At 56.9% G+C, this 24,404-nt stretch carries 22 protein-coding genes and 2 pseudogenes; 20 read left to right on the top strand and 4 right to left on the bottom strand.

What is annotated here, in order from left to right; translation table 11 throughout:
* Positions 1–42: 42 nt before the first annotated feature.
* The 8 genes from H620_RS0106480 (at position 43) to H620_RS0106445 (ending at position 8,557) form a co-directional block, all read left to right on the top strand.
* Positions 43–804 (top strand): 1,6-dihydroxycyclohexa-2,4-diene-1-carboxylate dehydrogenase, encoded by a 762-nt coding sequence (locus H620_RS0106480; RefSeq protein WP_023380502.1) that lies wholly within the window; start codon positions 43–45, stop codon positions 802–804.
* A gap of 54 nt (positions 805–858) precedes the next feature.
* Positions 859–2,187, top strand: a complete 1,329-nt coding sequence (locus H620_RS0106475; RefSeq protein WP_023380503.1) for an MFS transporter — start codon at positions 859–861, stop codon at positions 2,185–2,187.
* Between the two features lie 29 nt (positions 2,188–2,216).
* Positions 2,217–3,338: a muconate cycloisomerase family protein gene (locus tag H620_RS0106470; RefSeq protein ID WP_023380504.1), complete on the top strand. Its 1,122-nt coding sequence runs from the start codon at positions 2,217–2,219 to the stop codon at positions 3,336–3,338.
* A 120-nt stretch (positions 3,339–3,458) separates the two neighbouring features.
* Positions 3,459–3,749, top strand: coding sequence for a muconolactone Delta-isomerase (gene catC, locus H620_RS0106465; RefSeq protein ID WP_023380505.1), 291 nt, complete (start codon positions 3,459–3,461; stop codon positions 3,747–3,749).
* A 39-nt stretch (positions 3,750–3,788) separates the two neighbouring features.
* On the top strand, positions 3,789–4,703 hold the full coding sequence (gene catA / locus H620_RS0106460; RefSeq protein ID WP_027906990.1) for a catechol 1,2-dioxygenase: 915 nt from the start codon (positions 3,789–3,791) through the stop codon (positions 4,701–4,703).
* Positions 4,704–4,846: 143 nt separating this feature from the next.
* Positions 4,847–6,046, top strand: a complete 1,200-nt coding sequence (locus H620_RS0106455; RefSeq protein WP_027906989.1) for a benzoate/H(+) symporter BenE family transporter — start codon at positions 4,847–4,849, stop codon at positions 6,044–6,046.
* A 74-nt stretch (positions 6,047–6,120) separates the two neighbouring features.
* Positions 6,121–7,371, top strand: coding sequence for an OprD family porin (locus H620_RS0106450; protein WP_027906988.1), 1,251 nt, complete (start codon positions 6,121–6,123; stop codon positions 7,369–7,371).
* Between the two features lie 127 nt (positions 7,372–7,498).
* Positions 7,499–8,557, top strand: a complete 1,059-nt coding sequence (locus tag H620_RS0106445) for a metal-dependent hydrolase (protein ID WP_027906987.1) — start codon at positions 7,499–7,501, stop codon at positions 8,555–8,557.
* Between the two features lie 88 nt (positions 8,558–8,645).
* Here H620_RS0106445 and H620_RS0106440 read toward each other — a convergent pair whose 3' ends face one another.
* From H620_RS0106440 to H620_RS0106430, 3 genes and pseudogenes are all read right to left on the bottom strand, one after another.
* The gene (locus H620_RS0106440) at positions 8,646–9,656 is read right to left on the bottom strand and encodes an aldo/keto reductase (protein ID WP_023380511.1); all 1,011 of its coding nucleotides are present in this window, start codon (positions 9,654–9,656) and stop codon (positions 8,646–8,648) included.
* Between the two features lie 47 nt (positions 9,657–9,703).
* On the bottom strand, positions 9,704–11,224 hold the full coding sequence (locus H620_RS0106435) for an FAD-dependent oxidoreductase (protein WP_023380512.1): 1,521 nt from the start codon (positions 11,222–11,224) through the stop codon (positions 9,704–9,706).
* 147 nt (positions 11,225–11,371) lie between these two features.
* A pseudogene (locus H620_RS0106430) lies at positions 11,372–12,388 on the bottom strand (MFS transporter); the annotation flags it as partial.
* A gap of 62 nt (positions 12,389–12,450) precedes the next feature.
* Here H620_RS0106430 and H620_RS0106425 point away from each other — a divergent pair.
* The 12 genes from H620_RS0106425 to H620_RS0106375 all read left to right on the top strand — a co-directional run bounded on the left by H620_RS0106425 (position 12,451) and on the right by H620_RS0106375 (position 23,946).
* Positions 12,451–14,004: a recombinase family protein gene (locus H620_RS0106425; RefSeq protein ID WP_049818720.1), complete on the top strand. Its 1,554-nt coding sequence runs from the start codon at positions 12,451–12,453 to the stop codon at positions 14,002–14,004.
* Between the two features lie 467 nt (positions 14,005–14,471).
* A complete protein-coding gene (locus H620_RS0106420) occupies positions 14,472–15,191 on the top strand; it encodes a hypothetical protein (protein ID WP_027906986.1) in 720 nt (239 codons plus the stop codon).
* A 363-nt stretch (positions 15,192–15,554) separates the two neighbouring features.
* Positions 15,555–15,785 carry a hypothetical protein gene (locus H620_RS26875; protein ID WP_155950771.1) on the top strand — a complete coding sequence of 77 codons (231 nt, stop codon included), beginning with the start codon at positions 15,555–15,557 and terminating at the stop codon, positions 15,783–15,785.
* Positions 15,786–15,944: 159 nt separating this feature from the next.
* Positions 15,945–16,439, top strand: a complete 495-nt coding sequence (locus tag H620_RS0106415) for a hypothetical protein (protein WP_027906985.1) — start codon at positions 15,945–15,947, stop codon at positions 16,437–16,439.
* A 192-nt stretch (positions 16,440–16,631) separates the two neighbouring features.
* A complete protein-coding gene (locus H620_RS25575) occupies positions 16,632–17,303 on the top strand; it encodes a hypothetical protein (protein WP_155950770.1) in 672 nt (223 codons plus the stop codon).
* Between the two features lie 975 nt (positions 17,304–18,278).
* Positions 18,279–18,983 (top strand): recombinase family protein, encoded by a 705-nt coding sequence (locus H620_RS0106405; protein ID WP_027906984.1) that lies wholly within the window; start codon positions 18,279–18,281, stop codon positions 18,981–18,983.
* Positions 18,984–19,248: 265 nt separating this feature from the next.
* The gene (locus tag H620_RS26305) at positions 19,249–19,929 is read left to right on the top strand and encodes a zinc ribbon domain-containing protein (protein WP_155950769.1); all 681 of its coding nucleotides are present in this window, start codon (positions 19,249–19,251) and stop codon (positions 19,927–19,929) included.
* Positions 19,930–19,994: 65 nt separating this feature from the next.
* On the top strand, positions 19,995–21,374 hold the full coding sequence (locus tag H620_RS26870; protein ID WP_155950768.1) for a hypothetical protein: 1,380 nt from the start codon (positions 19,995–19,997) through the stop codon (positions 21,372–21,374).
* A gap of 116 nt (positions 21,375–21,490) precedes the next feature.
* Positions 21,491–22,282 (top strand): metal-binding protein, encoded by a 792-nt coding sequence (locus H620_RS0106395; protein ID WP_244880946.1) that lies wholly within the window; start codon positions 21,491–21,493, stop codon positions 22,280–22,282.
* 65 nt (positions 22,283–22,347) lie between these two features.
* The gene (locus tag H620_RS0106390; RefSeq protein ID WP_027906981.1) at positions 22,348–22,803 is read left to right on the top strand and encodes a hypothetical protein; all 456 of its coding nucleotides are present in this window, start codon (positions 22,348–22,350) and stop codon (positions 22,801–22,803) included.
* A 229-nt stretch (positions 22,804–23,032) separates the two neighbouring features.
* Positions 23,033–23,587 carry a hypothetical protein gene (locus H620_RS0106380; protein WP_027906980.1) on the top strand — a complete coding sequence of 185 codons (555 nt, stop codon included), beginning with the start codon at positions 23,033–23,035 and terminating at the stop codon, positions 23,585–23,587.
* 53 nt (positions 23,588–23,640) lie between these two features.
* On the top strand, positions 23,641–23,946 hold the full coding sequence (locus tag H620_RS0106375) for a hypothetical protein (protein ID WP_027906979.1): 306 nt from the start codon (positions 23,641–23,643) through the stop codon (positions 23,944–23,946).
* Positions 23,947–24,037: 91 nt separating this feature from the next.
* Here the strand turns inward: H620_RS0106375 and H620_RS0106370 are convergent.
* Positions 24,038–24,370 (bottom strand): annotated as a pseudogene (locus H620_RS0106370) (MFS transporter); the annotation flags it as partial.
* Positions 24,371–24,404: the final 34 nt, after the last annotated feature.

Genomic DNA, 24,404 nt, shown 5'->3' with positions numbered 1-24,404 from the left:
AGGGTGTGTCGAGCGCCTGATCGCAGGTTGAGGAATGGAACAATGAACAATCGATTCCAAGGCAAAGTCGCCCTGGTCACCGGTGCCGCCCAAGGCATCGGCCGTGGCGTGTGCTGGCGGCTCAAGGCCGAAGGCGCGCAAGTGGTCGCGGTAGACCGCTCCGAACTGGTCCACGAGCTGGCCGGGGAGGGCATGCTGACGCTGACCGCCGACCTCGAGCAGTACAGCGACTGCGCCCGTGTCATGGCGTCTGCGGTCGAGACCTTCGGCCGCCTCGACATTCTCATCAACAACGTCGGCGGCACCATCTGGGCCAAGCCGTTCGAGCACTACGAAGTGGAGCAGATCGAGGCCGAAGTGCGCCGCTCGCTGTTCCCCACCCTGTGGTGCTGCCGCGCCGCACTGCCGTACATGCTCGAACGCGCCAGCGGCGCCATCGTCAACGTTTCGTCCATCGCCACCCGTGGCGTCAACCGCGTGCCTTACGGCGCGGCCAAGGGCGGTGTGAATGCGCTGACGGCGTGCCTGGCCTTCGAGACCGCTGGCCGTGGCATCCGGGTCAATGCCACCGCTCCCGGCGGCACCGAAGCACCGCCGCGCCGCGTACCGCGCAACAGCGCCGAGCAGAGCGAGCAGGAGAAAGTCTGGTACCAGCAGATCGTCGACCAGACCCTCGACAGCAGCCTGATGAAGCGCTACGGCAGCATCGACGAGCAAGTCGGCGCGATCTTGTTCCTGGCCTGCGACGAGGCCTCTTACATCACCGGCGTCACCCTGCCGGTGGGGGGCGGTGACCTCGGCTGACGGCCGCCCCAGGCAAGGTTTTCTTCCACAACAAAAACAACAGAGACAGATGCCATGCGAACCCTTGATGTTCAACCGATCATCGATAATGCCCGTTTTACCCCGTTCCACTGGATGGTCATGGCCTGGTGCGGCCTGCTGCTGATCTTCGACGGCTATGACCTGTTCATTTACGGCGTGGTCTTGCCGGTCATCATGAAAGAGTGGGGCCTGACCCCACTGCAGGCCGGGGCGCTGGGCAGCTACGCGCTGTTCGGCATGATGTTCGGTGCCTTGGTGTTCGGCAGCCTGGCGGACCGCATCGGGCGCAAGAAGGGCATCGCCATCTGCTTCGCCTTGTTTTCCACGGCCACCATCCTCAACGGCTTTGCCAGCAGCCCCAGCGAGTTCGGCATCTATCGCTTCTTCGCCGGGCTCGGTTGCGGCGGCTTGATGCCCAATGCCGTGGCGCTCATGAATGAATACGCCCCCAAGCGGCTGCGCAGCACACTGGTAGCGATCATGTTCAGCGGCTACTCACTGGGCGGCATGCTGTCGGCCGGCGTTGGTATCTTCATGTTGCCACGCCTGGGCTGGGCGTCGATGTTCTTCGCCGCCGCCGTGCCTTTGCTGCTGTTGCCGGTGATTCTCCACTACCTGCCGGAATCCATCGGCTTTCTGGTGCGCAAAGGACGTACCGAACAAGCCCGTGCACTGCTCAAACGCCTCGATCCAAGCTGCGACGTGCAACCTGACGACGTGTTGCAGGCCCATGACCGCAACGGCAAGGGGGCCTCGGTAGTCGCGTTGTTCCGCGACGGCCTGGCCGTGCGGACCCTGGCGTTGTGGCTGGCGTTCTTCTGCTGCCTGCTGATGGTCTACGCGCTGAGCTCATGGCTGCCCAAACTGATGGCCAACGCCGGCTACAGCCTGGGTTCGAGTTTATCGTTCCTGTTGGCCCTGAACTTCGGCGGCATGGCCGGTGCGATTCTGGGCGGCTGGCTGGGCGACCGCTTCAACCTGGTCAAGGTCAAGGTCGCCTTCTTCATCGCCGCCGCCGTGTCGATCAGCCTGCTCGGTGTCAACAGCCCCATGCCGGTGCTGTACCTGCTGATCTTCATCGCCGGCGCCACCACCATCGGTACGCAAATCCTGCTGTATGCCGGTGCCGCGCAACTGTACGGGCTCTCAGTGCGCTCCACCGGTCTGGGCTGGGCCTCAGGGATTGGCCGTAACGGGGCCATTGTCGGCCCACTGCTGGGCGGTGCGCTGATGGGTATCAACCTGCCGCTGCAACTCAACTTCATCGCATTCGCCATCCCCGGCGCGGTTGCCGCGCTGGCCATGGCGGTGCACCTGGCCAGCGGCCGGCGCGACGGTATAGCCGCGCCGGCGCAGGCCTGATCTTCAACTCACTGAACCGGAGGCCTTGCATGACAAGCCCGATTATCGAACGGCTGGAGGCGATCATCGTCGACCTGCCGACCATTCGCCCGCACAAGTTGGCCATGCACACCATGCAGCATCAAACCCTGGTGGTATTGCGCCTGCGCTGCAGCGATGGCGTGGAAGGCATCGGCGAAGCCACCACCATCGGTGGGCTGGCATATGGCTACGAAAGCCCGGAGGGTATCAAGGCCAACATCGACGCGCACCTTGCGCCAGCGCTGATCGGCCTGCCAGCGGACAACATCAATAGCGCCATGCTCAAGCTCGACAAAATGGCCAAGGGCAACACCTTCGCCAAGTCCGGCATCGAGAGCGCCTTGCTCGATGCCCAGGGCAAGCGGCTAGGCGTGCCGGTGAGCGAGCTGCTTGGCGGGCGCGTGCGCGACAGCCTGGAGGTGGCTTGGACCCTGGCCAGCGGCGACACCGCCCGCGATATCGCCGAGGCCGAGCACATGCTCCAGGTGCGCCGTCACCGGGTCTTCAAGCTCAAGATCGGCGCCAACCCGCTGGAGCAGGACCTCAAGCACGTGGTCGCGATCAAGCGTGAGCTGGGCGAGCGCGCCAGCGTGCGGGTGGATGTCAACCAGTACTGGGACGAGTCCCAGGCCCTGCGTGCTTGCCAGGTATTGGGCGATAGCGGCATCGACCTGATCGAGCAGCCGATTTCACGCATCAACCGCCGCGGGCAGGTCCGTCTCAACCAGCGCAGCCCGGCGCCGATCATGGCCGATGAGTCCATCGAAAGCGTCGAGGACGCCTTCAGCCTTGCTGCCGACGGTGCCGCCAGCGTGTTCGCCCTGAAAATCGCCAAGAACGGCGGCCCCCGGGCCGTGCTGCGCACCGCGCAGATCGCCGAAGCTGCGGGCATCGCCCTCTACGGCGGGACCATGCTCGAAGGCTCGATCGGCACCCTGGCTTCGGCCCACGCCTTCCTCACCCTGCGCCAGCTGACCTGGGGCACCGAATTGTTCGGCCCGCTGCTGCTGACTGAGGAAATCGTCAACGAACCGCCTCAGTACCACGACTTCCAGCTCCACGTACCGCGTGCCCCCGGCCTGGGCCTGAGCCTGGACGAACAACGCCTGGCGCGCTTCGCCCGCCGCTGAAGCGGTTACGGAAGAAACACGCATAACCCCGTAGGCGTGGTTCTAGCCGCGAAGCAGACGCCACGGGGATGGCATCGCCCCTAACGATTTACCCGCTAAGCCAGAAGCAAGGAGATCCCTATGTTGTTCCACGTGAAGATGACCGTGAAGTTGCCGGTCGACATGGACCCGGCCAAGGCCGCGCAACTGAAGGCCGACGAAAAGGAGCTTGCCCAGCGCTTGCAGCACGAGGGCACCTGGCGCCACCTGTGGCGCATCGCCGGGCACTACGCCAATTACAGCGTGTTCGACGTGCCCAGCGTCGAGGCGCTGCACGACACCCTGATGCAACTGCCGCTGTTCCCCTACATGGACATCGAGGTCGATGGGCTGTGCCGTCACCCCTCGTCGATCCACAGCGACGACCGCTGATTCGCGCAACCGCACAAGAACAACACGAGGTACACCATCATGACCGTGAAAATTTCCCACACTGCCGAGATCCAGAAGTTCTTCGAAGAGGCCGCAGGCTTTGGCAATGATGACGGCAGCCCGCGCCTGAAGCGCATTATCCAGCGGCTGCTGCACGACACCGCACGCCTGATCGAAGACCTGGACATCACCGACGACGAGTTCTGGTTGGCCGTCGACTACCTCAACCGCCTGGGCGGTCGCGGTGAGGCCGGGCTGCTGGTGGCGGGCCTGGGTATCGAGCACTTCCTCGACCTGCTGCAGGACGCCAAGGATGCAGAAGCCGGCTTGCTCGGCGGCACTCCCCGCACCATCGAAGGGCCCCTGTACGTGGCCGGCGCGCCGATTGCCCAAGGCGAGGTGCGCATGGACGATGGCAGCGAGGAGGGCGTAGCCACTGTGATGTTCCTGGAAGGCCAGGTACTCGATCCACAAGGCCAGCCGCTGCCAGGCGCCACCGTTGATCTGTGGCACGCGAACACCAAGGGCACCTATTCGTTCTTCGACCAGAGCCAGTCGGCGTACAACCTGCGTCGCCGCATCATCACCGATGCCGAAGGCCGCTACCGCGCACGCTCCATCGTGCCGTCTGGGTACGGCTGCGACCCACAGGGGCCGACCCAGGAGTGCCTCGACCTGCTCGGTCGCCATGGCCAGCGCCCCGCGCATATCCACTTCTTCATTTCGGCGCCGGGGCACCGTCATCTGACCACCCAGATCAACCTGGCGGGCGACAAGTACCTGTGGGACGACTTTGCCTATGCGACACGCGATGGGTTGGTCGGTGAAGTGGTGTTCCACGAAAGTGCCGAAGGGCGCCATGCCGAACTGAAGTTCGATTTCCAGCTGCAAAAGGCGACGGACAACGACGCCGAACAGCGCAGCGGGCGCCCACGCGCTCTGCAGCAGGGCTGATCCAGCGAGGCGAGTTGCTCGCGGGTGAACCCGCTCCTACGGGTACTGCACAGGACCTGTAGGCGTGGGATTACCCGCGAAGCAAGCGACACGACAACAAGAGCCGGCAACACAACCCGGCCAGTAGTCTTACGAGAGGTCCAATGAAAGACCTGTTCAAAGATTGTTCGATGTCGGCCATCGTTGCCGGCTGCATCGCTACCCTGATTTCCTACGCAGGCCCGCTGGTCATCATCTTCCACGCTGCCGAGGCTGCCACTCTGTCCCATGGGCTGCTGTCGTCCTGGGTCTGGGCGGTGTCCATGGGCAGCGCCGTACTGGGTGGAGTGCTGAGCTTGCGTTACCGGGTACCGGTGGTGATCGCCTGGTCTATCCCGGGGTCGGCGCTGTTGGTCACTGCCTTGCCGCAACTGGGCATCGAACAAGCCGTCGGCGCCTACCTTGTGGCCAATCTGTTCCTGCTGCTGATCGGTATGAGCGGGGCGTTCGACCGCATCATCGCCCACTTGCCAGGCTCCATTGCAGCCGGCATGCAGGCGGGCATCCTGTTCAGCTTCGGTACCGAGGTGTTCCGCGCCTTGCCCACACAACCTGTGCTGGTGCTGGCGATGTTCGTCGCCTACCTGCTGATGCGCAGGGTACAGCCGCGCTACGCGGTGGCGGCGGTGCTGTGCGTTGGTGCTGCCGTTACCGTGGCCAGTGGCGCATTTCGCAGCGAGGCGCTGGTGCTGCAACTGGCGACGCCGCAATGGATCACGCCGCAGTTCAGCCTGCCGGCGGTCTTCAGCCTGGCCCTGCCCATGGCGCTGGTGGCCCTGACCGGTCAGTTCATGCCCGGCATGGCGGTGCTGCGTACGGCCGGTTATTCGACACCCGCCAGCCCGCTGATCAGTGCCAGTGCGTTGGGCGGTGCGTTGCTCGCGCCGTTTGGTTGCCACGGCCTGAATCTGGCGGCCGTCACCGCCAGCCTATGCACCGGCCACGAAGCCCATGAAGACCCCCGTCGGCGTTACGTGGCGGCGGTCTGCGGCAGTGTCTTGTACCTGCTGCTGGGCATCGCCGGCGCCACATTGATGTCGCTGTTCGCGGCCTTTCCCGCCGCCCTGATCGCCGCACTCGCCGGCCTGGCCCTATACGGCGCGATCAGTGAGGCCTTGGCGCGCAGCCTGGCCGAGCCTGTCGAGCGCGATGCGGGGCTGTTCACCTTTCTGGTCACTGCGTCTGGCGTTTCTTTCCTGGGCTTGTCCGCCGCGTTCTGGGGCCTGCTGTTCGGCCTGCTGGCCCATGCGCTGCTCAGGTGGCGACGACCGCAAGTTCTTGGCGCCCTGCGCCGCAACCCGTGAAAGGAGCCTTGTCACCTGCCAAACACGTGTTCCCAACGCTTCATCAATAAAAACAAGATCAAGAGAGCTTCGGAATGAACCACACCCCTTGCGTCGCCCTGGGGCTGACCTTGCTCAGCCAACCGCTTCTTGCCGCCGACGGCGGTTTCTTCGAGGATGCCAAGGCCACCCTTAGCGCCCGCAACTACTATTTCAGTCGTGACTTTTCCGACATTGTCGGTGCCAACCAGCAATCGAAAGCTGAGGAGTGGGCCCAGGGCTTCATTCTTGATTTCAAGTCAGGTTACACGCCGGGTACAGTTCGTTTCGGGGTGGATGCCCTGGGCCTGCTGGGCATCAAGCTCGACAGCAGCCCGGACCGGGTCAATACCGGGTTGCTGCCGGTACAGGGTGATGGCCGGGCTGCCGATGAGTACAGCCGCCTGGCGCCAACCTTCAAGGCCAGGCTGTCGAAGACCGAACTGCGGGTTGGCGAACTGCAGCCCAACCTGCCCGTGTTGACCTTCAGTGATATCCGCTTGTTACCGCCAACCTACCAAGGTATGAGCCTGAGTTCGGCCGAGCTCGATGGCTTGACCGTGCAAGCAGGGCACCTGAGCTCAAGTCACCTGCGCAACGAAGCCGGTGATGGCAAGATGAACGCCATGCTCGGCCATGTGCCGCAGCGCCAGGCTCAAAGCGACGCCTTCAACTACGCGGGCGGTGACTATGCGTTCAACGCCAATCAAAGCAGCGTTAGTCTGTGGTATGGCCAACTCCAGGACATCTACGAGCAGGGTTTCGTTGGCCTCAAGCACAGCAAGCCGCTGGGCGATTGGGTGCTCAGTGCCAACCTGGGCTACTTCACGGCCCACGAAGATGGCGACGCACTGCTGGGCAACATCGACAACCAGGCGTTTTTCTCGCTGTTCACGGCCCGGCGTGGCGGACACAGCTTCCATGTGGGCTACCAGGGGATCTATGGCGACAGCCCGTTCCCACGGGTATTCGCCAATGTGTCGCCCTTGGGCAACGAGGTGCCGACCTATGAGTTCGCCTCTACCGATGAGCGGTCCTATCAGGTGCGCTACGACTACAATTTCGCGGCCATGGGCATTCCTGGACTGACCGCGACCGTACGCTACATCACCGGCGACAACGTCGACACAGGCCGTGACTACGAGGGGAGGGACCGCGAGCGCGATCTAGACCTTGGCTACGCCGTGCAGAGTGGCGTGTTCAAGGGGCTGGGCATTCGCCTGCGCAACGCCATGGCGCGTTCGAACTATCGCAGCGATATCGATGAGAATCGTGTGACGCTGGTGTACACCTGGCAGTTGTTCTGAAACGATGGCGGGGCTGCGATTGTGGCGCGAGGCGGCCCCGTGCCTACAGGACATCGCCGTCATTAGATTTGCGTTATCGGTGCGGACAACGGTAGGTTCCTGGTAACACTTCATCAGGAGTTTCACCTTGGACTCACTGACCCAAGCCGTGCTCGGCGCCGCGCTCCAAGGCACGGTGCTCGGCCGCATACAGGGCCGTCGCTCGCTGGTGTACGGCGCCTTGCTGGGTACCGTGCCGGACCTCGATGTGGTCATCCGCTATGCCGACCCGGTGTCGCAGATGACCTACCACCGCGGTTTCTCCCATTCCCTCTTCGTGCTCACCGGTCTGGCCCTGATGCTGGCGTGGTTGGTCGCCTGGCGCTGGCCCGACAAGGGCTACACGCGTGGGAGGTTGTTCCTCGCCTTCTGGCTCGTGCTGGTCACGCACCCTGTCCTCGATTCATTCACCGTCTACGGTACCCAGTTGTTCTGGCCACTACAGCTCACTCCGCTGAGCTGGGCCGCGGTGTTCATCATCGACCCGGTCTATACCGTGCCACTGCTGGCTGCGGTGTTCTACGCCGCCTGCAAGGGGTTGCAGGGACGGGGGGGGCGGGTGCTCTCACTGGCCCTGCTGTTCAGCAGCGCCTACCTGGGCTTTGGCCTGGCGGGCCGGATCACCGCCGAGCAGCGCTTTGCCGCGGCCCTCGACCAGCAAGGGGTCGTGGCGAGCGACGTGCGGGCTGTGCCCATGGCCTTCAACAGCCTGGTGTGGCGGGTGCTGGCCAAGACGCCGGATGGTGATTACTACGAAGGTATCAGCAGCATTTTCGACCGCACACCGCCCGAGATGCAGCGCCTGTCGCGCAATCTGAACGTGGCCACGGCGCTCACAGACGCGCCCCTGCACAATCGCCTGCGCTGGTTCACCGATGACTGGCTGCGCTATGACGTGATTGGCGATGCGTTGGTGGTCACCGACCTGCGCATGGGGATTCCGGGCAACTACACCTTCCGCTTCGCCATGGCCCGCCGTGATGGCCAAGGGCGATGGATCATGGATACGCCGACCTCTTGGCCGAAGGCGGGGGTGGGCGGCATGTTCAATGGCCATGACTTGGCGTTGATCTGGCGGCGCATCTTCGATCAACAGCCGCCGCTGCCGTTGGCGGCCTGGAATACTCAATACCTGGCCGAGCCCTGATCGGCTGGTCCGCTCGCGGGTCAACCCGCTCCCGCAGGCGCAGCACGGTATGGGCGTGGGTTTGCCCGCGAAGAGGTCGGAAAAACACTCAGCGACGTGCCCGCCTGCCGCTGACAAAATGCGCCACGTCATTGAATCCAGGCGTCGAGGCGTGACCTGGCGTGACCAACGAATCGATGAACGCTTCATCCTCTGCCGTGATCTTGACCTCCAGTGCCCCGGCATACGTGTCCCATTGCGCCTCGGTGCGCGGACCCACGATTGCCGAGCTCACCAGCTCGTTGTTCAGCACCCAGGCAATGGCGAATTCGACGATCCCTACGCCTTTGGCCTCGACGTAAGCCTGGATCTGGCGGGCAATGGTCAACGACTCCTGGCGCCATTCAACCTCCATGATCCGCCGGTCCTGGCGCGCCGCACGGCTACCGGCCTGCGGCGCTGCGCCGGGGGCATACTTGCCACTGAGCACGCCTCGGGCCAATGGGCTGAATGGCACCACGCCAAGGCCGTGGTAGGCCGCGGCCGTCATCTGCTCGGGCTCGGCCTGGCGGTTGACGATGTTGTACAGCGGCTGGCTTACCACTGGCTTGGCTACCCCCAGGCGCTCGGCCAGGTTGCAGATTTCGGCGATTCTCCAGCCACGGAAGTTGGATACGCCCCAGTAGCGGATCTTGCCTTGCTGCAGCAGGTCGCCAATGGCGCGCACGGACTCTTCCAGCGGAACCTTGTGGTCTTCACGGTGCAAGTAGTAGACGTCGAGGTAATCGAGGTCCATGCGCGTGAGTGTGGCGTCGATGGCATTGAAGATGTGCTTGCGCGACAGACCGCTGCGGTTGGGCAAGCCGTCGGCAGGCCCAAAGCCCACCTTGGATGCCACGATCCAGTCCTGCCGATGACGGGCGATCGCTTCACCGACGATTTCCTCGGCGCGGCCCGCGTTGTAGACGTCGGCCGTGTCGATGAAGTTGATACCTTGGTCCCAGGCCTTGTCGATGATCCGCAACGAGTCCTCGGTGCTGGTCTGCTCGCCGAACATCATGCTGCCCAGCGTCAGGGCTGAAACCTGCAGACCGCTGTGGCCGAGGGAGCGATAGATCATGCTGGGAAGTCCTTTGCAGTGGGGGTGTCCGTTCGTTTTACACAGGTTCAGCCAATCAGTTCAAGCGCCTGAGTCAGGCTCAGGGGCCGCTTCATCCGTTGCGACAACTGCGCCATCGCATCCGAATACCCCTGGGCAATCACCGCCTCGACCTGGTCGTCGACGCATTGCAAGGCAATGAAGTCGCCTTTTTCCGGCTCGCCGACGAATTCCATGCGGTTGAAGTCTCGTGCATGCCCGAGCACTTCATAGGTGCGCCCATGCTGGTAGGTCCAGAAGAACGGCACGTCATCGTAGCGCCGCTGTTGGCCGAGCATGTTGGCCGCAGCGATCACGCCTTGTTGCTGGGCCAGTCGCCAGTGCTCGATGCGTACCGGACGTCCCGAGAGGGGGAAGGTGGCGATGTCACCGGCGGCCCACAGTCCATCGGCTGCCTGCATGTGTGCATCGACGTTCAACGATTTGTCTTGGGCCATCACCAAGCCTTGGACGCAGCCAGTGGCCGGGCTGACACCGGTGCCCAGCAGAACCACGGAAGCGGCCAAGGTTTCGCCATTGGCCAGCACCACAGTGTCGACCTGGCCCTTTCCGGCCAGGCGTTCGACCTCGGTAGGTCCGTGGAAAATCACGCCCTTGCGCTCGTGCAGCGCGCGGATGCTGCGGCCGATGCGCTCCCCGAGCGGCTTGGCCAGCGGCACTTCATGACGGGTCACCACATGCACCTGGGCACCGTATTTGCGCAGTGCCGAGGCAGCTTCAAGGCCAATGAAGCCATCACCGACGATCACCACGGGATGCCCTGGTTCGGCGGCATCGAGCAGGCGGGCTGCGTCCTCGCGCGAGCGCAGGGTGAACACGCCAGGCAGCTCGACACCGTCGATGGCGGGGCGGTGCGGCTTGCCGCCAGTGGCAAGCAGGGCTGCGTCGTAGTCGATGTGCCTGCCGTCAGCAAGGGTAATCCGGCGCTTCTGCGTGTCCAGTACGCGCACCTTGCCGAACAGCCGCTCCAGGTGGCCTTTGCGAAGTGCCTCTGGCTCTAGCAATGCTGGCACTTCATCTGCGGGCATTTGCCCGGCGATGACGAATTTGCTCAGTGCGGTACGGTCGTAGGCGCTTTGGTGCTCCTGGTCGAGCCAGACCAGACGGCCACCAAAGCCGTGGGCCAGCAGCGTGGCGACCGCTGCCGAGCCAGCGGCGCCGGCACCGATCACCGCGAAACAACGGGCATCGCTGTGACGGGGTGGCTCGACCTGCGCCAGAGGTTGGTCGTCGACCCATACCGCTCCGTCCTTCACCCACGCCCGGTAACGGCGCAGATCGGTCAGCGCCGGGGGCTCGCAAACCGCGCCTTCATCGACGGCGAATGCAGCTTTGTGCCAGGGGCACACCAGCAGGCCGCCACAGACCATGCCCTCGTCGAGAGGCGCACCGGCATGGGGACAGTTGGCTTGGTAGGCGTGTACCTGGTCGCCCTGGAGGACCAGGACGAGCTCTTCGCTGCCGGCCTGCACGCGCAGGGGGCGACGGGGATCGAGTTGTTCGACGCGGGCGACGTTGTGCTGGGACATGAGGCTTCTCCAAATGGCCATTGCAACCATTTGACGCCTTTGCCTTTGGGGTGATGCAGCGAGCTGACGATCGGGTCGAGGATTGCTGGATGTTTCGCCGGCAAGCCGGCTCCTACGGACAGGAGCCCACTTGCTGGCGAACGGGCATCAATTGGTTTGGCAAGCGCGCAGCATACCAGCGCGCGAAACGCGCAGGGCAACCAGGCTACCCAGCACGATCAACGCCGCCAGCGAGTACAGCGCCGCGTCGGTCGAGCCGGTCTGGTCCTTGATGAAGCCCACCAGGTAGGGGCTGAGGAAGCCGGCCATCTGGCCCACCGAGTTGATGATCGCCAAGCCCGCGACGGCGGCGCTCGCACTCAGCAGTGCGGTCGGCATCGGCCAGAACATTGGCAGGCCGGTGAGGGCACCCATGGTGGCGATCGAAAGTCCGAGGATGGCAATGGTCGGGTTGCCTGCGAAGTTCACCGCGATCAGCAGGCCGGTGGCGCCCATCAGCATCGGTACCACAAGGTGCCAGCGGCGCTCGTTGCGCAGGTCCGCCGAGCGCCCGCAAAGGATCATGAACACACCCGCGAGCAAGTAGGGGATGGCGCTGAGCCAACCAATCAGCAGCGGATTGTCGAAGCCCATGTTCTTGATGATCGACGGTAGCCAGAAGTTGATCGCGTAAACCCCGCTTTGGATGCAGAAGTAGACGAAGCCGAAGGTCCAGATCAACGGGTTGGTGAGCACACTGACTACGCTGTCACCCGTCGTGGCAGGCTTGCTGGCGGCGTCGGCCTTGAGGTCGGCTTCGATCAGCTGGCGTTCGGCTGGGCTCAGCCAGGCGGCTTTCTGGTAGCCGTCACTGAGCAGGCCGATGGCGAGCACGCCCAGTATGACGGTCGGCAGGCCCTGGATCAGGAACATCCACTGCCAACCGGCCAGGCCATGTTGGCCGGCGGCGAAGTGTTCGAGGATCCAACCGGAGAACGGCCCGCCCAGCAGGCCGGAGACCGGAATCGCCGACATGAACAGCGCCATGATGCGGCCACGACGATCAGCCGGGAACCAGCGCGAGAGATACAGCACTACGCCAGGGAAGAAGCCGGCCTCCGCGGCACCGGTCAGCAGGCGCAAGGTGTAGAACTCGGTGGGCGTGGTGACGAACAGCAGGCAGGTGGGTCGTATGCTACTCCCTGTGGCTGCCCCATGCTAACATCGCTCGAATCAAGGAATTCCCCATGCCGCACGCCATCAGCTACGTTCGATTCTCAAGCCTTCGCCAACGGCAAGGCAACTCTGTTGAGCGCCAAGAGGCGATGATTGCCGAGTGGCTGCTGAGTCATCCCGAGTACGACCTGTCCACGCTCCAATACAAAGACCTTGGCAAGTCTGGCTATCATGCCAAGCACGTTAAAGGTGGTGGCTTTGGGAAGCTGCTTGAGGCGGTACAGGATGGGGCCATCAAATCAGGGGACGTTGTTCTGGTTGAAGCCATCGACCGTACAGGCCGTATGGACACAGTGGATATGCTCGACCTGCTTACGCCAATCTTGAAAGCTGGCGTCTCGATCATCACCCTTGACGATGGCAACACCTACAACCGTGCGAGCGTGAACGGCTCTCACATCTACATGTTGATGGCCAAGATACAGGCTGCACACCAATACAGTGCGGCCCTATCCAGACGCATCACAGCCACCTATGAGAAGCGTAAAGCTCAAGCCAAGGCCGGAGTAGCCCCCAAGCGTTCAACACCCGTATGGCTCACCTCCGACGGTGCGTTGATCGAACGTGTAGCAGAGCAGGTTAGGTTGGCTTTCGACCTATACATATCGGGTGTAGGCACGAGCACCATAGCCAAGCGTATGCGTGAATCTGGCGTACCTGAGCTAGCGAAGGTGGCTGGTGCCTCTGTTCGCCGTTGGATCACAAACCGCACAGCCATTGGTGAATGGGAGGTGTACAAGCTCGACGACAACAGGCCAACGGAGATTATCCAGAACGCCTACCCACCAGTTGTAAGTCTGAGCACCTTTCAGAAGGCTCAAATGCACAAAGAGCGTGTGGCCACCAAGCCAGTGAGGAAGACAGCAAAGCACTTCCTAGTCGGTCTGATGAAATGTGGCGTATGCGGTAAGAATTACATTGTTCAGCATCGCGCTGGCAAAACGTCCTCAGTTCGTTGCCGCTCAAATCAGATGATGGGTGATTGTACGAACAACGCCCAATTGCCAAAGCCGGTGATGGACGCAATTCTGGCTTGGACTGGTGACCGGGCAAAGCTCGATGGCGTGGCTACTCTGCACACCAGTGTGAATGAGGTGGGGATTGCCGCTCTCCGTTCTGAGATTGAAGGTGTGTCTTTCAAGATCACCGGCCTAACAGAAACGATCAAGGCCATTGGTGCTGTGAAAGAAGTGCTTGATGACCTCAAGCTGCTGAATGCCGACCGTGAGTCAATGAAAGCCCGTCTCACGCTGTTAGAGCGGTCAGAGACACCAGCAGCAGGGCAGGATTGGGAATATCAGGCTGAAATGTGGTGGATGGAAGAAAACGACCCTGAGCGCCTGAGTGCTTTGATGCAGCAAGTTGGCTATGCCATCACCGTGCATCCAGATAAGACCATCACCGTCACTGGGACAGACACCGTGTATCGCTATGACGGGTACAACAAAGGCGCTAAGACGTACAGGCTCTATCAGGGAGAACGACCGATGCTTGTTAAGACCGGCGACCACTGCGAGACAGGAACAATCCGCAGGCAAGAAGACTGGGTAGAGCAGGGGGATTGACGATACTGCCGGCAGCGTCGCTTTTGGCATCTACGGCAGCAGGACTCCAATCAAAGCGATGGCCGAGGACTTGAAGCACATCAGAAAACCTCGAATAACCTACTGAAAACCTCGTATAAACCTCGACTCCCAATCGACGCTACGTATTCGTCTTTCATTTCAACCCCAATGTTTACGGGGTGAATGGATGGTCTGTACTAAGCAAAGCGCGTTCCTCGCTCGGTAAAACAGTTTTTTAGGAATAGGTTTGCAGCAAAAGTCAATACTTAGGGGTTGATTTTTCTCTGGGATAGTGTAGTATTAGCCCCTGCTTCAGTGAGCAGATAGGCATATTAAAGAGCCTCCACCGCGACCACCGAATTGGTGTTTTGCATGGGGGCTTAAATTTGCCTACGATTTACCCAAACCATAACCGGCACAACCCGAGAGGAATGCCTATGCAAATGAACTGACACAGGAGATAAACGATGACCACGCTCGCCCGCATCAAAGTATTTCCCCCCGCCACAGCCGCTTCCGACATTCGTCCCGCACTGACCAACCTCCGCACCACTAACGTCGACAGTTTCGTTGTCGACAAGACCACTGGTGAGGTGATGGCCAGCTACACCACTCTCGACCTCGTCCCGACTCCGTACGATTACGAACAGCCTCAGATTGGCAAGACCAAAGCGATACAACCGAGCTATGAATTTGATCCTGCCCCACGTCCCAGCATTACTGAGGCAGAAGCGGAGCGCCTGCCGGATGGCGTTGTCGACCTTGATGTACAACGTAGTAAACGTGGACCTAAGCCCAAGGTAACGCCCAATCCGCACGTGAGCCATTTCAAGGCGGCCCATGCTGAACGCCTTTGCTGGGTTGATGACTACGTTTATGGCGCCTGCATGACAGTAGGCAAGGACAGCAATGGGAAAATGAACGTAAGCCCCGCCCATGTACTGCGGGCTTGTATGCTTGATGAGATCAGCACCGAGATCGTAAAGAGCGTGATTCGCCTTGAGGGTTTACGCACAATGAGCGACCAACAAGCACGGAGAGTTTGCCAGTGTGCCCGTTTCGCCATCGGCGGGATGGAACTCTATCTTGAACGAAACCCTGCTGTGCGTCAGCAGCTTCAGTTTGAAGTGGACTTTGCCGACTCGTACTACCAAGACGACACCGGACAACTGCAAGGACTGGCGTAATTCAATTGCGCTCGGATAAGAGAGAGAAGCGAACGACCTGTAAACGACCTGTAAGAGAGGTCGCACTGGGCTGGTGAATTACGCTCGGATATAGAAGTGAAGCATTCGTACCATGAAGGTAACTCTCAGACCTACAGGTCTAGGCTTGATGCATCTCGACCGTAGGTCAATGCCACTACCTTCCATTTTCCAAGGGTTACTGGGGAATAATGATTGATGAATATCAATTCCCCAGAAAATTAAAGGAATGATCCTGTGTCTGTGCGACACGGGGCTTGATAGTGACCTTAAAGACCTACTGATTGTTCATCCGTAGGGACAGGGCAGGAGACGCACTTAACCCTAAAGGCTGATGGCAACGCTGTGATCAACTCTCAATTCACGGTCAAAGTGATTGGCAAGGATATTGAGCTAACAGCATCCAACTCTCTCATCCTGAGTGCTCAACAGATGAACATCAATGTTTCTCAAATAAATTTGACTGGCAACTACACCATGATTTGTGAAGCCCGATTCAATGGTGTGTTGTTTGATGCTCACTTCCACTCCGGCGTCACACCGGGTACAGGTAACTCTGGCTCTGTTGCTGGCTAACGCTAGGAGCTCATATAAGACGTTTTAAGAGTGTTTTGCATATAGGTAATATGTCTGGATGCCCTGCGCCCTTAAAGCGTCTCCTACGCCCTCTACAGTCCGCCTTGAGCGGCCTTTCCTTTATATGGTATTCTTTAATATCAACAACAAGGAGTCGTTATGCCATATCTACCTTTGCCAAGTTTAGAAGTGATTCGTGCAGGCAGTACCTATCTTAAAGCTGCTCTTCTCATTGAGCAGTCTAATGACACTGAGCTTTATCGCCCTGCCTGTGTGCTATCAGGGCTGGCGATTGAACTGTTTATAAAGTCATTCTTGGCAAAAGATGATAGCACGCTGATAGCAACGATTAACGGAATTGATATGTACAGTGGTGCAGTGGCCTCTGAGCATGGTCATTTCTTAGACAAACTATTCAGTAAGATTGAGCCTAGTTTGCGTCAAGCTATCTTAGATACATCGGAGCGCCTGTATCCCGGTTATCCGCTTGAGCAGAAGCTGAAAGATTTTGCGGGCTACTTCTTCAAGGGTCGTTACGATTATGAGTCTGGTTCACTCGGCATTATGCGGATGGAAGTGTTAGACACTGCCGAACACATGGAGCGGATTTGTACAGAGCTGCTACCACAAGTAGTGAAAGCTTCTGAGTTGTAATCTATCTGACAGCCCACAGCCCAGCCCTAACAAGCTGGGCTTTCGTTTGCCCTCAAGATAGGGAGAGTAGTAGACGTTCTATTGAGACAGATTCGCCCCTAGCCCAGTAGCCATAAGGCTTACAGCCCGTTTTGAGTGACGGATTGCACATACGTGGTAGAGTCGAGCTTTGTCAGTTCTGAGGTGAAATCCATGACGTGTATTCTCGTTGCTCATCTGGGTAGTGAAGTGGTGGTAGCTGCTGACAAACGTGCAACCCGATACGAGGCTGACGGCTCACTTACAGTGCATGGAGACGATGAACAGAAGATTGTCAGAACACCTGCAGGAATTGTGACCGGCTGTGGCATGGTCGAAATGTTGAATCCTGTGAAGGATCATCTGGGCACGCAGGGATTCGCCACAACTGATGAAGTGCTTTGGCTGATCCAGCAGGCACGCATCACCTATGCGAAGGCTAACGCCAGCAACCCACAGCTAGAACGCCACTTAGCTAGAACTGGATGGCTGTTCACCTACCCAGCAACGGCTAACGGCCTAGCCGTGACAAGAGCTGTGTTCTTTCACCCGTCACTCAGCACTGAGAACTTTGCTGTTGTGGGTGAGGGCAGGGTGCTGTGTCTTCCCGGTGGCTTTAGCGATGAGCAAGCTGACAAGGTGAGGCACCAATTACAGGGAGTCGTCACATCCTCACTCAGAACAAGTCCTTACGCACAGGCCAAGCAGGAAATCATCAAGCACATGCTGCACCTGATGAATGAGGTGGCAGAGATAAGCTTGTCTGTATCCAGTGTCTGTGACATTGCGGTGATTAACGGCGGTGACGTTGAAATCGAGTATGGTGTGTCAAGCTGTGATCTGTAACGGTGAGCACCTCATAAACTGTACTGGTGTAATTTCACATAACTGTATCTTTACGGGTTTTCGCACATCACGGTATAATGATGTAAGAGCTTCTGCTTTTACCAATGCGTTTAGCATTGAGTGTTACCCAACAGAAACAAACATACAAACAACAACTACTAAGATAATGAAATCTCCTAGAATAGATACTCTCTGAACGGACGTTCAGAAGGGTATAACACTGTATCCTACGGATACGGGCTAACCCAATGACCTAGCGGTCTATCTCTGCACTGTATGAAGCAAGAGCAGGATGCTCTAGGGTATTGGTCTATTGTATGTTGTCTTAGGGTGTAATCTCTTGAACTACGTTCAAGGTGTTATCCCTCTGTGTCGGTACGACACAATATTACCCTCTGTCATTCATCATCGTGCAATCAATACCTTGTGAGGTGTTGAATGTCACCAAGATTGTCACCACTCTATTATCTGTCACCATTCTTGTTGGTGACATTTATGTACTGATTGGTACATACCCCTTGAAAGGCCGAGCAGGGCGAAGTGTTGAGAATACAGGCAGGGTGACACATAGGGGAGTTTCTGCACCTAGGGGTGTTACTAAGCAAAACGCTTTTGCTATTGCAAGATAATTTTCTAAAAATGTGAGAAAACTTAGAAAAGCATCCTGCCAGTACACATCAATACAGCTCTGTCAACCACAAATCACACAGATAGCAGAAGATTTCACCATTGCAGATGATTGCCATTCTTATGTATTGGCCATTTGTAGTGTTTCGCTGAAAGTCTTCAATTCCCTCAGTGCATACGCACTAATTGTGATTCTGCTTGACAGTGCTAGCCATCCAATATAGGTGAACGGTCAGCAACAAACACACACTGTTTTTTGACATTCTCTCAACGTCCGTTGTGTGGTTGTCACACATATATGCATCCGCTACAATGTGCCTACACACAGAATGTCTTGAAGGTGATGTGATGGATGTTGTTGCTTACTACCGTGTATCGACCAAAGGGCAGGGCGAATCAGGCTTAGGCATTGAAGCCCAACGCACCTATGTACAGATGGCAGCTAAGCAACAAGGTTGGAACGTAGTAGCCGAGTACACTGATACAGTATCCGGCTCCATAGCTCCTGTAGAGCGCCCTGAGATGGCTAAAGCGTTAGCCCATGCCCTACCCATCGTTGCTGCCAAGATCGACCGTATAAGCCGCTCTGTGCTGCACATTGCACAGTTGATGGAGAAGGTTGATTTCAAGATTGCCACAATGCCTATGGCTGACAGGTTCCAGCTCCATCTGTATGCAGCACTGGCAGAGCAGGAACGCCAGTTCATCAGCCAACGCACAAAAGACGCCCTAGGGGCACTGCAAGAGCGTGCTGATGGTGGTTGTGTAGAGAGTATTGCTAAGGTGAATCGTCGTTCTGACAACCTTGTATTGGCCCGTAAGGCTAAGCAGGCCAAGGCTGCACAGAATGTGAACAGTCCTAAAGTGCAGGGCCATCAGGCCAAGCTTGCACCATACGTCATGGCAGCTCTCTACAAGGGCGCATCAACGCTTCAAGCACTCGCTGATGTACTGAATGCTCAAGCCCTGTTCACCTCACGTGGTGGTGAATGGAGTCCTACAACTGTACGTCGCCTGATGTTGGCCCTTGATGTGACGTTCAAGAAGGCTTGAGGGTGCACGCCCCATAGTGGCCTCAGTTATTTTAGAAAAGCAAACCGTTCTCGTTTGGGCAGTTGTGTGTGGCTTAACACCTCTCGCTTGAACCCGGCTTTTCCAAAACCCTCTAGCTTATATTTCCTGCCTCAAAACCAACGCTAGCCGAAAGTGCCTCATGCCCACGGCGGGCGGGCGGTTTTTTGTGTCAGAAAAACACTTTCTCTGTTGCTGCGATCATACACTAGTGGCAATATGCCTTTTTCTTGATCAGGGATGTGATATGGCACTCATCGCGTGTAACGAATGCTCTAGAGAAATCAGTGATACGGCTCATGCGTGTCCCGGCTGTGGTGCTCCAGTTAGTTCGTCAAAAGGGGGATTCCGTCCAACGCAATCCCATCATGAGCCTCAACGTATCCCAAGCCTCCCGCTGTTTCTGGGTAACGTGTTTCTTCCATTTATCTTTGTCTGGTTTCTGCTTCGCAAAGGCTACTCGACTCGGGCTAGGGTGATCGGGTTTGGATGGCTCGCCGTTTACTTCCTTTGGCCTTCGTTCACTTCCAATACCACCAACACCTACACATCCTCGTCTACCAGCTCTTCATACTCTGCTGCTCCAGCGGTTGAGTCACGTCCCGAGAGCACAGCCACTTATTCTCAAGTAAATGCTCAGGTAGGCTGCAAGAGCACCTACAGTGATCAGAAGAAAGACGACATATTCAATGCCCAGTATAAAGACCACTGGATGACTTGGAGCGGTAAGATTGTGTTGCTTGAGTCTGATTCGGTTTCACTGAACGTAGATGGTATCGGCACTCAAGACCTACAGGTTGATTTTGCAGATAAGAATGCTGGATATGATCTTGCGAAAGGCGAACAGCTCAAAGTGCGATTCTTGATGAAGAGTGCGGGTGGGTGCTTCCTGCCCTTCGGTGGAAAACAAGCAACTGTAGTAAGATAGTCTTTTTGCAGTCCTAAGAAGCCCGCTAATAGCGGGCTTTTACATAAGAACGCATGGTGAAGTGAATGATCCAAGGAAAGAAGCTTTTTGATCCTAAGCTAACGTTGTCACAGAACGTAAGGAACACTGGTGCCCGCTGGAACCCTTTGAGAAGAATTGATACTCTCGGTCAGTTCGACTTTCCAACTGCCGTGGTAATGCTTGATTCATTGGAGACACACCACGTAAAAGGCGTATCTCTGGCTGATTTAGAGTCCGAAGAAAAGTTTGATTTAGCCACATATACACGCCTTGCAAAGTGCTTGCCATTGGCAGTTCATGAGTACACGCATTTTGTAGATTGCACTTCTACTCTCTGGGGCTTAAGACACCTTAGTATGCTCCACCGTGCATACACATGTGAAACAACAGATGAAAATAAATTTCATGTGATGCGTGCTTGCTACAACCATCTTAAGCGAATCAAGCTTCCAGATTATTACAGTATTGTTAGTGGTCAATATGACGCTTCCTTTCCGTGGAACTGGCGAGCAACTTCTGGTCGAGAATTTCGTCATGACGGTAGACCGGGGGAGCGGCCTATCTTTTTCATTCGCTTCTTCAATGAAACATGGGAGCCGATTGTTCGCTCTCCTATCTCTGCGATTTCATTGCTTGAGACTTGTGCAATGGCTGCGGAGCTGGACGCCCATGCTTCATTGCTAAAAAGAATTGAAGATGATAATGAGCGTCTTATTCAAACAAAAATATTTGAAAAAGAGAGCTTTGAGTCGATCTACAATCCAGAGCTAACGGAATATTCGGTGTGTGTACATTTGGTGGCCAATTGCTTCGGTGCGAAGGAGGCCATGCAGGCTTTCTGGGGCTCAGCGATAATTGCAAGAGTGGTTTTGAACTCTAGCAAGGATGTTTATCGACTAGTCCTCAAGAATATTAAAGTTTTCTTTGATGGCATTGGATTGCTTAATTCACAGCCGGAAGCTAAAGCGATACGTCGGGGGCTAGATAATTTTGATCCGGGTGTTCTTTTTTATGTTCTATGCCTAAGTATGGGTAGGGGGTCTTTGAATTCGCAGTCAGAGTTTGCTCTGTCTCTCATGTCAACCATGCTGCTCAAGTATGGCGTTCATTATGTGCGAGATTATGAGAGGACGATGCTTGAAGAGGCAGGCAACATACTAGCGGAGGTCGGTGCAAGCACAGTTGGTACGCTTGCTACACTCGTCGAGGCAGGACATGCAAACCTAAGCTCGATGGTTGGTAAATATGGTACTATTAATCTTCACAAAATGAACCTGCCGCCTGTCCTGCTTGGCGATAACTCTGAGTATAAATTCCACTCGGTGGATTGGAATAAGCTAAAAGATTTAGATGTTGAATTGTCCTTCCTTGAGATGTTGGATGGACAATCTAAGATGCAAACCTTTGGGGATGCGTGCATCTAATAGTCGAGTATGTAGGGGTGCTGTCTATGCACCCCCATTCTTTAAGACATGATGCTGGCTGGCAATATTGGAGACTTTGTATGGGGGATTTTACTAACAGACTGACAGAGCGGCGTATGCATACTGAGATTAAGCAAGGTTATTGCTTGATTTGTAGCACCTATGGCGGGCTCAGTTGGGATCATGTGCCGCCACGGGGAAGCATTAATATTACTAAGGTAGAACAAGTGCATTTAACTGAGGTGATGGGGGTTGACCCAGTCCCAGTTAAAGGCTTGAAGTCGCCTAACGGCAGCAAATTCAAAACCATTTGCAAAGCCTGTAATAGCAATCATCTGGGTGCTAATGACCAAGAAGTTGCGAGAGTCTATAAGGAACTCACCACACTGGTAACACATCACTTTGCTTACGCAAGCAATCACTTAAACTATGTCACGATTCCATTCGACGCTGTTCGGTTCTGTCGTGCGATGATAGGGCATGTGTTGTCGGCTACATCTGTTAACGAGTGTAAGAGGGTGCCAGTAGATACACCATACTTCACTCCGTTACAGAAGTTTGTGATGGGTGACGATGCAGCCATAGAAAATACCCACGATTTGTACTGTTGGTTCTTTCCCCATCGCCACCATCTGAGTGCTAAGATGTTTGCGTGTTTGAATGAAGGGAATCTATGCACTATCAGTGTGCTCTCTTTCTTTCCACTGGCATTTTCTATCACTGAGAAGGGCAAGGGGATTTACCCATCTGGAGCCACTAAGGTAGAACTCACTGATAATAGGCTCTTTGTAGACCTTTCGTCAGGGCATTTCCCATACTCGGGCTTCCCATTCATTGACCTATCAGGCAACCAGATGTTGGCTATGGCGAGTTCTCAAGCGATTGTCAGCTACCCAATCAAGGATTGAGAGGTTGTGTGAGGTGAGTAGTTCATTGATAATGATCCTACTCTTCTTCTATGGATTCTACACACATGGCCCGCACACATTACACAGATAGCCAGAAGGTGGCGTTCGTTAAAGCTTGGCTTGAATCCAATCAGCCTAAGAGCCGCTGGCACCGTGAGCAGGTTGCAGCGGGCAAGCTTGAGGGCCATTACAACGCCTTCAGCCAGTGGATTGAGAAGTATGAGAACGGTGAGCTTGTGGGGTCTGGGGCGGTTGCGACTGAAAGACAGCAAGCCGCACTGAGAGCAACGGTTGCTCACTTTGCCCCAGCAGCTTCGGCTAAGACCATTGGTAGTAACGCTAGCTTGATGGCAGAGTTTCAACAGTCGCTGCTGCCAGAGGATGTGCAAGCAAGGTACATCGCCTTCCTTGAGCAGAAGGTGACCAGTCTGACCAGTGAGCTTGAGGCCGTACAGGCAGAGAACACAGCACTTGAGTCTGAACTTGCGGCATTGAAGATGCCAGAACCTGAGAGCGAATGAGGAACCCCGATGAGCGACAGTGACCCGTACAACGATCCCGACAACTGGGACGAGTGGGGCTATAAGCCCGCCCAAGGCGATGAGCCAATGTCTGAGGAAGATGACGACGATTAAGGCAACACGCTATCCCCCAAGCCCAGCCTACCCGCTGGGCTTTTCATGCCCGTAAGAAACCTTGCTGAAAGCCTGCCAGTTGGGATAATGGCTCATTGCGACTAGGAAAGCAGGCATGCGAAAGACACTGAAAACACTTGGATGGTGGATGGTTGCCACCGTTGCCGCTGTACCCCTTACCAAGCTTGCTGAAAGCTCTTTGGATGTGTCCATTTTCAGCCCGTACATCATGGGGCTGTGGCATTGGATTCAAGGCTTGTGGAGTGCATTAGGTGATGACGTTTCGGTGTCTCGTTGGGTGATCCTGCTGCTATCTCTCATGAGCATCATGCTGGTGTGCTTCGCGGGTATCGCTGTGTACGTGAATGTGTTCCAAAAGGAAGAGGAAGAGGCGCCCAAGGGGGCACCACTTACGGAGGACCAGCAGAAGGCGTTTGTGGTTGTCGGAAAGGCGATTCAAGCAGGCCACAAGATTGGATTTGATGATGTCCGCCAATTCACTGGGTTGTCCAGAATCGCTACCCAGAACGCCCTTGACCACCTCTACAATGTGGGGCTAATAAAGCCCGTGCGTAGCCGCTATGGCTCAAACTATGCGGACCTTACTCCCTTAGGGCGGGATCACTACCTTGAGCTTGAAAAGCAGTACGGCTGGGAAGCAATGAACTGAGGCTATAGTGATCACTGGGCGGGTATAGCTCGCAATGGCCAAGGAGGCACATCATGCAGCACACAGATGAATTCCTGTCTCAGCGTTTTTTCGACTCCATGCATTACATCAACGATCAGCACCCTAATTGGATGCACAACGTAGCCGTGATCTTGGGCGGACCTACGGGAATAGGGCTGTTTGTTATGTTCAAAGAAGGAGAGTGGCGCCTGACTCCTGACCCACACGCTGCCTTCCCGATCAAGACGCCTGCAATGGAGCTAGCAGTGCGTGAGCAAGCGGCCAAGTTGGTGATGGATGGTGAGTCATTGGAGGTGCATAACTGGGTTTACGCTTGCCTGTTGCTGTGCCCGTCATAAGCCTGCTGAAAGTCTGATAGCCCGCCCTGTGCGGGCTTTTCTATGCGCGATGGAAAGGGAGCTTGGAAGGTGATTTAGGTGGGGGTATTATGGTGACGAACAGCAGGCAGGTCGAGAGGCTACCCCAGGCGATCATCATCGCTGCGATCCAGCGTCGCGGACCGAAGCGGTTGAGCGCCAGGTTGCTGGGCAGTCCGCAAAGGACGTAGCCGATGAAGAATATCCCGGCGCCAAGGCCATAGACGGTTTCGCTGAACTGAAGTGCATCGAGCATCTGCAGCTTGGCGAAGCCGACGTTGACGCGGTCCAGGTAGTTGAACAGGTAGCAGATGAAAATGAACGGAATCAGCCGCAGCGTGATGCGCCGGTACAGCGCATTGCGGGTGGTGTCCGTGCCTTGGTCAAGGGCGGGGCTGTGTGCCATGATTGTGATCTCTGTTGTTATGGTTGTCGCCGCG

The sequence above is a fragment of the Pseudomonas taiwanensis DSM 21245 genome, assembly GCF_000425785.1.
Classification (GTDB): Bacteria; Pseudomonadota; Gammaproteobacteria; order Pseudomonadales; family Pseudomonadaceae; genus Aquipseudomonas; species Aquipseudomonas taiwanensis.
The sequence above is the reverse complement of the archived record's forward strand: the minus strand, read 5'-3'. Positions and strand labels throughout refer to the sequence as shown.